Here is a 12,780-nt window from a genome sequence, read left to right on the forward strand (position 1 = left end):
CACTCCTAGGACAGGGGGTCGAGCAGCGGCCCGGCCAGCTGCCACAGCATGCGGCCGCCCACCACGAGGAGGAAGGCCGAAAAAATCCTCTTCAGGGTCACGCCCGACAGGCCGCTGCCGAGCTTCACGCCCACCGGTGCAAACAGCATGGTCATCGGCACGATCGCGAGAAAGCCCGGCAGGTTCACGGCACCGAGCGTTCCGACGGGCGCGTCCGCCGGCGTGTCCGGCAGGACCAGCATGAGCAGCGCGCCCGGGAGCGCGATCACCAGGCCGAAGAGCGCCGCGGTGCCCACGGCGCGGTGCGCGACCACGTTGAAGGCCGTCATCGCCGTGACGCCGAGGGTGCCACCGCCGATGCCCATCATCACCGAGATGCCGCCGATCACCGCGGCGGTCAGCCACTGCCAGGGACGCGCCGGCAGTCCGTCGCGCAGCGGCGGCGCGTTGGGACGGAAAATGTTGTTGAGCGCGATCGCGACAGCGACCACGCCGAAGACGCCGGTAAGCAGCAGGCCGTTGACGTGGGACGCAGTGACACTGCCGAGCACCACCCCGGCCACCATCGCCGGCAGCCAGGCCCGGAACAGCACAAGGTCGACGTTGCCGCGGGCGTGGTGCGCCCGGGCCGAGGCGATGCTGGTGGGGACGATGGTCAGCAGGGAGGTGCTGGTGGCGATGAGCATTGCCGAAGACGGCGAAATGTCCAGGGACTGGAACACGAGGAACAGCACCGGGACGATGACGATACCACCGCCGACCCCGAGCAGGCCGGCGAGGATGCCGGCGAGGATACCGGCTCCGACCAGGGCGGCGAGAACCGGCCACCACTCGATGATCGCACTCACGCGGTGTCCCCTGCGCGGCCGACGGGCGCTGCGCCGTCGCTGCGCGGATCCGTCGCCGCGATCACGGTTCCGTCCGCCGCCTGGCAGACGGCGCCGGCGTGACCCATGAGCTCGCTGTGCGCCGGGACTTCACGCACCGAGTGGCCGAAAGCGCGCAGGCCCGGCGCCAGCCGCGGGAACAGGTCCGCCTCGAGCTTGAGGTCCTGGCTGTCGTCGCCCCAGGTACGGCCGAGGAGCCAGCGGCCGCGGGCGATCGCCTCGGCGAGGGGCTCACCGCCGTAGTGGTAGCGGGTGAACAGCGCCGCCTGGGTCTGCGGCTGCCCCTCCCCGCCCATGGTGCCGTAGGCCAGGCGCCGGCCGTCATCGAAGAGCGCCAGCGCCGGGTTGAGCGTATGCCGCGGCTTGCGCCGGGGCCCGAGGGCGTTGCGGTCCGCCGGGTTGCGGCTGAAGCCGAGGCCGCGGTTGTTCCAGCTGAGGCCGTAGTCCGGGTGCACCACGCCGGCGCCGAACTCCCAGTAGATACTCTGGATGAAGCTGACCAGGCAGCCCTCGCGGTCCACAGCGCCCATCCAGACCGTGTCACCGCGCTCCGCGCGCCGCGGCCAGGGGCTCGCGCGCGAGTCGTCGATCGCCGCGACGTGCCGGCGCAGCGCAGCGGGCTCGAGCAGACCGGGCCAGCGCTCGGACAGGCGCGACGGATCCGCGACCTCGGCATCGCGCACCGTGAAGGCGCGCTTGGTAGCCTCTACCAGCGCGTGCACCGCCTCGAGTTCCGACGGCGACGGATGCGCCCGGCGCCAGCCGTCATAGATGGCGAGAATGAGCAGCGATGCGATGCCCTGGGTCGGCGCCGGCAGGTTGAACACCCGGGCACCGGCGAGGCGGGCCGTGAGTGGCGTGACCCGGCGCGCGCGGTAGGCCGCGAAGTCCTCCCGGCGCAGCGGGCTGCCCTCGCTCGCCAGCCAATCGGAAAGCTCCGTGGCCAGCGCGCCCCGGTAAACGGACTCCGTGCCCTCGGCGGCAACCCGCTCGAGGAAGCGGGCGAGGCCCGGGTTGGCGAGCGGCTCGCCGGCGGCAAGCGGCCGGCCCTGCGGACAGAACACCGCCTGGTAGGCGGCGGCCTCGGCGAGCTCCGGCTGCACTTTTTCGCTGGCCGCGGCCAGGCTCGCGGTGACCGTGATGCCGTCGCGGGCCAGCGCGGCAGCCGGGGCCACCAGTTCGCCCAGGGGCCGGGCCGGGTAGTCGTACTCGGCGGCACAGGCGCGGGCCTCGCGCCAGCCGTCGAGGGTACCGCCCAGGCAGAGCGCCGCCGGACCGCCGCGCGCGGGGACCCCGTCCAGCCCCTGCCCGGCATACCACTCGGGGGTGGCCAGCGCCGCGCTGAAGCCGCAGGCATCGATGGCGACGGGGTTTTCGCCCGGGGCCTGCAGCAGCCAGAAGCCGTCGCCGCCGAGGCTGTTCATGTGCGGGTAGACGACGCTGATTGCCGCCGAGGCGGCGATCATGGCATCGATGGCCGAGGCGCCATCCTCGAGGAGCGCCTGGCCGATCTGCGCCGCCGCGGCGTGCGGCGCGCTGAACGCAACCTGCCGCGCGCTCACGGGCTGTCGAGATCGGCGGGCGTCGGCGTGCGCTCGCCGTACTTATCCCAGTTGGCGAGGAGCGTGTCGATGACCCGCGAGCCCACCAGGTAGGCGGACTCCAGGGAGGCGTCCAGCCCCGCGTAGCCCTCGTTCTCGGCGAGGAGGTTCTCCGCGGCGCTGACGCCGGGCGGCGGCATGGTGTAGTTGCTGGCGGTGCGCAGCACCATGACCCGGTCGCGGTCGACGCGGCCGGCGCGGTCGAGCCAGGTGATGGACTGCATGGTGCCCGTTTCCTCCATGGCGGAGGTGACGAATTCACCCTCGCCGTCGGACCAGTAGTCCACCCAGTCGTTGGCCCAGTCATTGAGAATCCCGCCGTGCCAGAAGGTCAGCGCCGCCAGGTTGTCGCCCTTGAGGACGAAGGGCGGCTTCTGCGCGTTCGGGTGCTCGGTGTAGCGCTCGCGGGTCTCGGCGAGGGACGCGGAATCCGGCAGCTCGATGTCCTTCGTCAGCTGGAAGGCCCATTCGGTGAGCGCCGGGTTGAGGCGGAACATTTCACCGGTCGGCTCCGGCCGGTCGGGGTCGAAGGGCTCGTCCGTGTAGCGGGCCAGGTAGCCGTACTTCCAGTCCTCGGGCATTTCCCGCGGGTCGATCTCGTGCGCGAGGTCGCCGTCCACCAGGTACTCGGCCCAGGCCGCGGAACCGATGGAGGCGTCCTCCGGGTCGACGCCGGAAATGCCGGCGACCAGCCAGTAGGCGCGGGTGAGATCGAAGCGCGGATCCATGCCCAGCATCATCACCGAGGCCGCGGCCTTGGCGGTACCGATACCGGTCACCATGACCAGCAGCTTCGACGCCGGGTCGTAGTACAGGTCGTGGTGCGCCGGGAAAGCGATCCGCTCGCTGAGATCCCGGCGTTCCAGCCAGAGCTGGAACTCCCCGGCCTGGTCGTCGCGGTCCTCGCCGATCTCGAACATGGTCACCAGCACGGCGCGGACCTCCTTCGGCGCCGGTGCGGCGGGCGCTTCCGGTGCGGCGGGCGGTGGCGGTGCCGCCGGCTCGCAGGCAGCCAGGGCAAGCAGGGCGCCGAGGCAGAGGGCCAGGGCGGGAGCCAGGGAGAGAGAACGGGTCATGGGGTCTCCTCGGTTTCGGTGGATGCGGGGGCGAGGTCGCAGAGCGCATAGCGACGGCAGAGAAAGCCGTGACTGCGGGCGTCGGCGGCGAGCACCGCTGCGGGGTTGCCCGCCAGGCGCCGCTCGAAGTCGGCGAGGCGCCTGGCGTAACGGCCGAGAAGCTCCGTCTTCAGGGGCGCCGGGGCGAAGCTGTAGCTCAGGCTGTTGCGCGACAGGCCGACCAGCTCGTCCCAGGACAGGTTGAACTCGCGCACGGCGACGAAGAACTCGTCGGTCAGGTTCGAGTCCCACATGCCGCGGTCGTCGGTGGACAGCGCCACCGGGATACCGGTGCGCAGGTACTCGGGAAAGGGATGCTGCGCGTAGTCGTCGACGTACTCCAGCAGCAGGTTGGAAATCAGGTTGATCTCCACGAGGTAGGGCCCGTGGCGCATGAGGCGCAGCGTGTCCGGGTCGGTGATCAGGTTGACTCCATGGCCGATGCGGTCGGCGCCCAGCAGCAGCGTGTCGCGCACGTGGTCGTTGGGCTCATCGACCTCGCCCGCGTGGATCGACAGGCGCACGCCGTGGTGCTCGCGACGCAGTGCCCGCAGCGTGTCCAGGAACCGCAGCGGGTACCCCTTGTCGTTGTCCTCGCGGCCGACCATGTTCACCGCGACGAACAGGTCGCGGTTGCGCGCGACGAACGCGTAGAGCGTGCGCAGCATCTCCTCGGCGTTCGGAGCGAAGCGCAGGATCGCCACCTGCAGCTTCACCGCGACCCCCGTGGCCGTCGCGTCCGCCTCGCGCAACCGCTCGCGGTAGATGGCGGCCACCTCGTCGGGTGCCAGGCGGCTGCCATCCGGGTGGAGGAAGCCGAGGACACCGATCATGGTCTCGAGGTAAAGCACCCCCTCGCGCCCGAACGCCTGCATGTTGCGCACCAGCGCATCGGCCGTGAAATACGGGTTGAAGTAGAGATCGGCCATGCGCTGCCAGTGGGTCTGGAAGAACTCGTCACGGCCCTCGTGCGCCTTGTCCAGCACCATGCTGTCCAGCCAGGCCCGGCGCTGGCTGTCATCGAGGTCCTCGAGGCGCTCGAACTCACCCTGCTCACAGGGGGACAGCTGCTGCCAGTGGCTCTCCTGCAGCGTGAGGAAAAGCAGCAGGTACGGATCCGGCCCGAAGGCGTCGCCACCATAGGGCCGGCAGTTGTTGATGCGCACCCGCGTGTAGAAGTGATAGCCGCGCTCGGCCTGGGCCAGGGCGAGCTCATAGAACCAGTCGTCGAGGACCGAGCCGGAGAGGTGGTTATGCAGGTCGCCGCCCTTGGGCATGGCGTAGAGGAAGCGGTAGAGCTCCTCGTCGGTCGCCTCGCTCTTGAAGCGCTCGAACCACGCCCCGGTGTCCGCCGGTGGCGGCGCCGCCCCCGCGCCACCGGCGAGCACTGCCAGGAAAGCAGCGGCCGCGAGGCACAGCCCGCCGGCCCAGCCACGGCGCCGGCGCGGCGGCGTTGGCGGGGTGTGTCGTTCAGTCACGGAAGGTCTCCAGCATGCACAGCGTAGAACAGGGATCGGAGAGCAAGAAGAGTGCCACCGTCTCCCTGTGCAGAACCCCGTGATTATGGCACGGCGGCGGCACCCGCCGCACCAGTGCAGGGCAGCCTGCGCCAGCCGGGTGCAGCACGGGCAGCGACGGCCCGGCCGGGGCGGTGGTATGGTACTTGCCTTCCCGGGGGCAACCCCGACGGAGAGAGCGACCCGTGACCGACCCCTACCCCCGAGACCTGCGCGGCTACGGCCAGCACCCGCCGAACTTCCGCCTGCCGGGCCACGCGCGCATCGCCGTGCAGTTCGTCGTCAACTACGAAGAGGGGGGCGAGAACTGCGTCCTTCACGGCGACCCCGCTTCGGAGACCTTTCTCTCGGAGATCATCGGCGCCGAGGCGTACCGGGACCGGCACATGAGCATGGAGTCCCTGTACGAGTACGGCAGCCGGGCGGGGTTCTGGCGCCTGCACCGGCTGTTCACGCGCCGGCGGGTACCGGTGACGGCCTTCGCGGTCACCAGCGCGATCGCCCGCAACCCGGAGGCCGTGGCCGCCATGCGCGAGGCGGACTGGGAGATCGCCTGCCACGGCCTGCGCTGGATCAGCTACCAGCAGGTCCCGGAGGCCGTGGAGCGCGAGCACATGCAGCGCGCCATCGCCTGGCACGAGGAGCTGACGGGCGCGCGCCCGCTGGGGTGGTACACGGGCCGGGACAGCCCGAACACCCGGCCCCTGCTGCTGGAGGCCGGCGGCTTCCTCTACGACTCGGACTCCTACGCCGACGACCTGCCCTACTGGGTCGGCGGCCCCGCCGGCCCGCACCTCGTCATTCCCTACACGCTGGACACGAACGACATGCGCTTCGCCACGGCCCAGGGCTTCAACAGCGGTGACCAGTTCTTTGCCTACCTGCGCGACGCCTTCGACGTGCTCTACGCCGAGGGAGAGCAGTGCCCGAAGCTGCTCAACATCGGCCTGCACTGCCGCCTCGCCGGGCGCCCCGGCCGCTTCCGGGCCCTGCAGCGCTTCATCGACCACGTGCAGGCCCACGACCACGTCTGGCTCTGCCGGCGCGAGGACCTCGCCCGGCACTGGCACGAAAACCATCACCCGGACCTTCACCTGAACCACGGAGACACCCATGACTGACACCCCGCGCCGGCGCCGCGGCGCCGCTTTCGCCGCCGGCAGCCTCGTCGCCACGGGCCTCGCCGCCACCCTCAACGCGGGCGCGGCGGCGGCCGCGCCTTCGGTGGACGAGCTGGTGCGCGAGCTCGGCCTAGAGGCCCACGTGGAGGGCGGCTACTTCCGCCGAACCTACGCGGCGGAAGACCACCCGCGGGTGGCCACGCCCGCGGGCGAGCGCTACAGCCTGACCTCGATCTTCTACCTGCTCACGCGCGAGTCCCCGACGGGCCACTTCCACCGCAACCGCTCGGACATCGTTCACTACTTTCAGCTCGGCGATCCCATTACCTATTACCTGCTCCACCCGGACGGGCGCCTGGAGACCGTAGTCATGGGCCAGGACGTGGCCGCCGGCCAGCGCCTGCAGCTCACGGTCCCCGGCGGCATCTGGAAGGCCTCTTCCCTCGGCGACGGCCCGCATGGCTACGGCCTGATCAGCGAAGCAGTGAGCCCCGGTTTCGACTACGCGGACATGACCCTCGGTGACGCCGCCACGCTGGCCGAAGCCTTCCCCGAGCACGCGGACCTCGTGCGGCGCCTCGCCCACGGCGACGGGAAAAGTACCCAAGGCGGACGTTGACGCTTACCCCCGGCGTACGCACCATTCCGGTGCGCCTGCGCCAGCCTGAGCAGCTTCGGTGTTCCCCGTGCCGCTTGCCGTGCCCCGGCGCCGGTCCACGGCGACGCCAACCCCCTGATTCAAGGGAACATTCACCTGAATGATGCCCGGCCACCGGGATAGAGGCGGCCTTGGCATCAATTCTGCTAAGCAAAGCGCAGTAGCTGAAACTGCGACGCCACAAAAACGTGGTCAACAGCGTCGCAAACGGGCCCCGGCAACACCGGTGGCCGCTTGGTCCTGTTGAGGAGAAACCATGAACGTACCCGCGAAACGCCTGCCGCTGGCCGCGGCAATCACCGCGACCCTGGCCGCCGGCCAGCCCCTGCTGGCCCTGGGGCAGGAAAACCCGGCCCTGGAGGAAATCGTCGTCACCGGCTCCCTGCGCAGCCTGCCGGGCGAAGACGTCGACGTCTTCGGCTTCGGCAAATCGCTGCTCGAGACGCCGCGCTCGGTGTCCACGATCAGCTCCGAGCAGATGGAGCGCTTCAACGTCAACGACATCGACGAGCTGGTCGCTTTCTCGCCGGGTACCTTCACCCAGTCCTTCTTCGGCGTCGCCGGCTCCCTCGACGTGCGCGGCACCCCGGGCGAGACCTACTTCCGCGGCGTGCGCCGGGTCGACAACCCGGGCAACTACGCCACCCCGATCGCCGCGGCAGACCGTATCGACATCGTCCGCGGCCCGGCCTCGCCGATCTACGGCCCGTCCAAGATCGGCGGTTACCTCAACTTCAACCCAAAGTCAGCGCGGGTGGGCTCGGGCGAGTACCTCGACAAGACCACCGGGGGCCTGTCCTACACGACCGGCAAGTGGGATCGCCAGGTGATCTCCGGCGACATCGGCGGGCGCCTGTCTGACAACGCCGGCTACTACCTCTACGGCGAGTACGAGGACTCGGACAGCTTCTACGACAACACGTCCACCGAGAACACGATCCTGCAGGCCGCCTTCGACGTGGATGTCACCGACAAGCTGCATATCCAGTTCGGGGGTATGTACCACGACTTCCTGGGCAACCAGGTCGCCGGCTGGAACCGGATCAGCCAGGACCTTATCGACAACGGCACCTACCTGACCGGCACCGCGCAGTCCCTGGACGCGGACGGCAGCGGCAAGATCTCCCACCAGGAGTACAACGCCGCGGGGATCTCTCAATTCATCCTGTTCCCAAGTTTCGTCACCGAGGAAGAATTGAACCCACTGAGCGCCCTCAACAACCCGGGTACGACCACGCTCAGCCCGAGCAACGTGCTCGTTGACCCGAACGACGAGCTGGACAACGAGACGATCACGCTCTATTTCGACGCGATCTACACCGCTGACAACGGTCTCGAGATCAAGAACCAGCTCTTCTACGAGAGCCTCGAGAACAACAACGAGAACGCCTATGGCTTCTCCCAGGCCGGTGAGACCTGGGTTTTCGAGGAGAAGCTGGTCTTCGGCTACACCATGCAGGGCAATGGCGTAACCTCCCGGCTGCAGTTCTCACCGTCGGTCCGCTACACCGACTTCGACCGCGGCCAGGACTACATCAACGAGTACTTCGATCGTCGCGACCTCTCCCAGTCCGCCGCCGAGCGTGACCCGTCCCTGGACACGCGGCTCCTGTCGACGCAGATCGACGACGACTACAGCGAGTACCAGTACGGCGACTACACCATGTGGGGCCTCGCGTTCCTCGGTGACTTCACCTGGGACAACGGCCTGAACATCACCCTGGGCCTACGCCAGGACTGGATCGACATGGAGTCGAACACGCCGCTGGACAAGCTGCTGTTCCCGCCGGAGGACCTGGTGGCGAACTTCCCGGGCGGCGTCGCCACCTACAGTGACAGTGACGATATCTTCTCCTGGACCGCCAGCGTCAGCTGGGATACGCCGATCGGCCTGATTCCCTACGTGACCATGTCCGAGCAGTCGACGATCATCGCCGACCAGATGGGCGACCTGCCGCTGGAGCTCGTGCGCACGGGCAACGCGACGGATGTCTCCGAGCTGTTCGAGGTCGGCCTCAAGGGAAGCTATCTCGACGACTCGCTGTTCTTCGCCCTGTCCTACTACGAGCAGGAGCGCACTGACTTCAGCGCCCAGGCCATCGTTACCAACGCGTCTACCAAGACCGAGGGCATCGAGGCCGAGCTGCGCTGGGTAGTGACGCCGCAGCTGGTGGTCACCGCCGGCTGGACCAACCTCGAGATCACCATGGTGTCCGCTGTCGAGGAAGGCACGCTGTTCAGCTTCTTCGGCACCGACGACATCCCGCAGGTTGATTACTCGCTCGTCGCCGGTGGCCAGGTCATCGGCCTGATCCCGGCGTCCGACGGCCTCAAGCAGGGTATTCCGGAGAACATCTACACGGCGACGGCCACCTACGACTTCGACAACGGCTTCGCGATCAATGCCAGCGTCATCGACGTCGACTCGACCTTCTCCGGTTTCTCCCAGTCCGTGAAGCTGCCCGCCTACACGCTGGTTAACGCGGGTGTGACCTTCGAGTCAGAGCACTGGAAGCTCAGCCTGACCGGCAAGAACCTCACGGACGAGGAGTACTTCCGCTCCAACTTCCCCAACCTCTTCGGCAGCCAGATCGTGCTGCCGGAACTCCCGCGTCACTGGGTCGCCAAGGTGGACTACCGCTTCTAGCGGCCCCAACGACTGCATCCAGTCCATGCAGCCTTCCAAGCCCTCGCAAGAGGGCTTTTTTTTTGCCGCGTGTTTTCTACGAAAGGAGTAGTTGCCCGGCGGTCAGGTCAGCCCGGCGGCGAGCGCGCGGCGGGGCACCAGCAACTCGAGTGCCATGGCGAGGAAGGCGCCGTTGGAAACCGGGAACTGGAGGAACAGGGCCGCGGGCCCCTCGAGGCCGGCGCGCCCGGTGACTGCGGCGAGAAGCCAGCCGCCGGCGGCAGCGCCGGCGGCGATGCACCAGCCCCGGCGGCCGATGGCACCGCCGGCCAGGAGGCCCCAGCCGGCCCGTGCGACCATGAGAAAGAGCAGCAGCGTGCTGCCGTAGAGGACGGCCTCCGGCAGCGCCTGCAGCTGGGCGGCCACCGCCGGCAGCAGGCCCAGGGCCACGAGCAGCGCCGCGACCACGAAGCCGATACGCCGGCTGGCGATGCCGGTGAGGCGGATCACGCCGTTGTTCTGGCTGAAGGTCGTGTTCGGAAAGGTCCCGGCCAGCGCCGCAAGCAGGGAGTTGAGCGCATCACCCAGGATGCCACCGCGCACGCGCTGCCAGTAGCCGGTCCCGCGCGTGGGCAACCCGCTGAGGGACGCCGTGGCCGTCAGGTCGCCGACGGACTCGGTCGCCGAAACGAGGAACACCGGGAATAGCAGCAGGAACACGCCGACGTCGAAGCCGAAGCCATAGGGCAGGAGCCGGGGCAGGTAGAGCCCCCCGGCGGCTGCGGCGCCTTCGCCGAACAACCCGAGAGCCGCCGCGAGCAGCGCGCCCCCGGCGAGGCCCCCGAGTACGCTGCACAGGCGGCACCAGGGCGAGAGCCGGGTTGCCAGCCACAGGGTCAGGGCGAAGACGCTTACCGTCAGCAGCGCCAGGGTGGCCGTCGGCGCACCCGGGGCCGTACTGGTCCGGCACAGGTTCTCGAGCGTGGAGAGCACGAGCGTGAGCCCGATGAGCAGCACCGTGGTGCCGGTCACCGTCGGAGTCAGCAGCCGCTGAAGCCGGCGGATTCCCAGGGCGAGTAGCCCGGTGAGCACCGCGGCGACGGCGCAGCATCCGAAGATCACGGCCAGGCGCTCGCGGGCCGGCATGGCCTCCGGCAGGCCGTGGAAGGCAAACAGCACCGGCCCGATGAACGTGAAGCTCGTGCCCTGGATCGCCAGCAGGCCGGAACCGATACCGTAGCGTCCGGCGACCTGGATCGCGGTCGCCACGCCGGAGACGAACAGGGACGCCGCGAGGATCGCCCGGGTCTCCGCCGCCGGCAGGCCCATGCCGACGGCCATGATGAGCGGCGCCGTGACGATGCCACCGAAGACCGCCAGCAGGTGCTGGAGCCCGGCGAGGAAAGCCCGCGGCAGCGGCAGCCGGTCCGCGTGGCCGTAGAGCAGCGGGGCGGCGGAAAGCACGGACATGGCGGGTCCTCCCGATCGAGCCAGCATGGCGTGTCGCTTGTTCCTGCCGCTTTGGCCTGCAAGTTCGGTGCCGCACGGCAGCGCGCGACGTACTGGCATACTGTTTGCTGTGTTTTCGGGCCTCCTGCGGCTCGCCGGCGACTGCGAAAGAGACCACCTGCCATGGATGACACGCCGATCACCGACGCTGAACTCGATGCCCTCGCCACCCTCGCGGGGCTGACAATCCCGGCTCACTGCCGGGACGGCGTACGCCTGCATCTGGCCACGGCGCACCGCATGCTCCACGCGCTGGAGCCGCTGACAGGGGACGCGGACGATCTCGCCCTCGCCCCGGTCTTCGACCCGGCCCCCGGCAACGACGGAGCGGGCAGCGCGTGAACGGGGCCTCCGCCCTGGCCGGCGCCGTGCGCCGCGGCGAGCTCAGCGCCGGCGAAACCGTCGCGCGGGCCCTGCACCGCATCGACGCGGCGAACGGCACGATCAACGCTTTCACCGCCGTGGTCGCCGAACGCGCCCGGGCACGGGCGGCCGCGCTCGACCGGGGCCTCGCCGCCGGCGAAGACCCGGGCCCGCTCGCCGGCGTGCCCTTCGCGGTGAAGAACCTGTTCGACGTGGCAGGTCTCACCACCACCGCCGGCAGCCTGATCAACCGCGACCTGCCCCCGGCGGCGGTGGATGCCGTGCTCGTCCGACGCCTCGAAGCCGCCGGCGCCGTGCTGGTGGGCAGCCTGCACATGGGCGAATACGCCTACGACTTCACCGGCGAGAACGCCCACGACGGCCCCTGCCGGAACCCGCACGATCCCGGGCGCATGACCGGCGGCTCCTCCTCCGGTGCGGGCGCCGCCGTTGGCGGCGGTCTCGTGCCCGTCGCGCTCGGATCGGACACCAACGGCTCGATCCGCGTGCCCGCCTCCCTCTGCGGGGTCTTCGGCCTCAAGCCGACCTACGGCCGCCTGCCGCGCACGGGCACGTACCCGTTCTGCGACAGCCTCGACCACGTGGGGCCGCTCGCGGCGACGGCGACGGACCTGGCCCTGGCCTATGACGCACTGCAGGGCTTCGACCGCGGCGATCCGGCCTGCGCCCGTCGCGCCCCGGAACCTGTGCTCGCCACCCTCACCGCCGGGCTCGACGGTGTCCGCGTCGCGCGGGCCGGCGGCTTCTTCGCCGCTGAGGACTACCCGCAGGCCCGCGCCGCCGTGGACCGCGTCTGCGCGGCGCTCGGTGCCGACCGGGAGGAGTCGCTGCCCGGTGCCGCCGCGGGCCGCGCCGCCGCCTACTTGGTCACCAACGCCGAGGGCGCTGCACTCCACTGCCGCCACCTGCGCGAGCGGGTGAACGACTTCGACCCGGATACCCGCGACCGCTTCCTCGCCGGCGCTCTCCTCCCCGCCGGCTGGTACCTGCAGGCGCAGGCCGCGCGCCGGGCCTGGCGGGAGGAGATGGCCACGCTGTTCCGGCGCACGGACCTGCTCGTGGCCCCGTGTACACCCTGCCCCGCGCCGCCCATCGGCACGCGCCACCTCGAGCTTGCGGGGCGCAGGGAGCTGCTGCGGCCCAACCTCGGCCTGTTCACCCAGCCTTTTTCCTGCATCGGCCTGCCGGCGCTCAGCGTGCCGCTCTGGCTGCCCGGCGAGGCACTCCCGATCGGCGTGCAGCTGGTTGCCGCCCCCTGGCGCGAAGACCTCTGCCTGCGCGCAGCGCAGGTCCTGGCCGAGGCCGGCGTTGCCGAAGCGCGACCGGGGGTGGTGTAATGCCGACCCCCGGCCAGCGCCCCAG

10 protein-coding genes are annotated in these 12,780 nt (G+C 70.0%); 5 read left to right on the plus strand and 5 right to left on the minus strand.

The window, feature by feature from the left end; all coding sequences use genetic code 11:
- Positions 1-5: 5 nt before the first annotated feature.
- Genes RKE50_RS00345 through RKE50_RS00360 form a run of 4 tightly spaced genes read right to left on the minus strand, consistent with a single transcriptional unit; the run spans position 6 to position 5,081 of the window.
- The gene (locus RKE50_RS00345; RefSeq protein ID WP_350033439.1) at positions 6-848 is read right to left on the minus strand and encodes a sulfite exporter TauE/SafE family protein; all 843 of its coding nucleotides are present in this window, start codon (positions 846-848) and stop codon (positions 6-8) included.
- Entirely contained in the window at positions 845-2,449 is a 1,605-nt protein-coding gene (locus RKE50_RS00350; RefSeq protein WP_350033440.1) for a gamma-glutamyltransferase family protein, read from the minus strand. Before RKE50_RS00350 ends, RKE50_RS00345 begins: the two co-directional genes overlap by 4 nt.
- On the minus strand, positions 2,446-3,564 hold the full coding sequence (locus tag RKE50_RS00355) for a purine nucleoside permease (protein ID WP_350033441.1): 1,119 nt from the start codon (positions 3,562-3,564) through the stop codon (positions 2,446-2,448). Before RKE50_RS00355 ends, RKE50_RS00350 begins: the two co-directional genes overlap by 4 nt.
- On the minus strand, positions 3,561-5,081 hold the full coding sequence (locus RKE50_RS00360; RefSeq protein ID WP_350033442.1) for an adenosine deaminase family protein: 1,521 nt from the start codon (positions 5,079-5,081) through the stop codon (positions 3,561-3,563). Before RKE50_RS00360 ends, RKE50_RS00355 begins: the two co-directional genes overlap by 4 nt.
- Positions 5,082-5,305: 224 nt before the next feature.
- On the opposite strand from RKE50_RS00360, the gene puuE reads away from it, so the two are divergent.
- From puuE to RKE50_RS00375, 3 genes are all read left to right on the plus strand, one after another.
- Positions 5,306-6,241, plus strand: coding sequence for an allantoinase PuuE (puuE, locus tag RKE50_RS00365; protein WP_350033443.1), 936 nt, complete (start codon positions 5,306-5,308; stop codon positions 6,239-6,241).
- A complete protein-coding gene (locus RKE50_RS00370; RefSeq protein WP_350033445.1) occupies positions 6,234-6,860 on the plus strand; it encodes a cupin domain-containing protein in 627 nt (208 codons plus the stop codon). The genes puuE and RKE50_RS00370 overlap by 8 nt, the downstream gene beginning before the upstream one ends.
- A 295-nt stretch (positions 6,861-7,155) precedes the next feature.
- Positions 7,156-9,546 carry a TonB-dependent siderophore receptor gene (locus RKE50_RS00375; RefSeq protein ID WP_350033447.1) on the plus strand — a complete coding sequence of 797 codons (2,391 nt, stop codon included), beginning with the start codon at positions 7,156-7,158 and terminating at the stop codon, positions 9,544-9,546.
- Between the two features lie 102 nt (positions 9,547-9,648).
- Here RKE50_RS00375 and RKE50_RS00380 read toward each other — a convergent pair whose 3' ends face one another.
- Positions 9,649-10,995 carry a uracil-xanthine permease family protein gene (locus RKE50_RS00380; RefSeq protein ID WP_350033448.1) on the minus strand — a complete coding sequence of 449 codons (1,347 nt, stop codon included), beginning with the start codon at positions 10,993-10,995 and terminating at the stop codon, positions 9,649-9,651.
- 162 nt (positions 10,996-11,157) lie between these two features.
- Here RKE50_RS00380 and RKE50_RS00385 point away from each other — a divergent pair, with 162 nt between their 5' ends.
- Positions 11,158-11,376: an AtzG-like protein gene (locus tag RKE50_RS00385; RefSeq protein ID WP_350033449.1), complete on the plus strand. Its 219-nt coding sequence runs from the start codon at positions 11,158-11,160 to the stop codon at positions 11,374-11,376.
- A complete protein-coding gene (locus tag RKE50_RS00390) occupies positions 11,373-12,755 on the plus strand; it encodes an AtzE family amidohydrolase (protein ID WP_350033450.1) in 1,383 nt (460 codons plus the stop codon). The genes RKE50_RS00385 and RKE50_RS00390 overlap by 4 nt, the downstream gene beginning before the upstream one ends.
- Positions 12,756-12,780: the final 25 nt, after the last annotated feature.

Source organism: Pseudohaliea sp., from assembly GCF_040217025.1.
Taxonomy (GTDB): Bacteria; Pseudomonadota; Gammaproteobacteria; order Pseudomonadales; family Halieaceae; genus Pseudohaliea.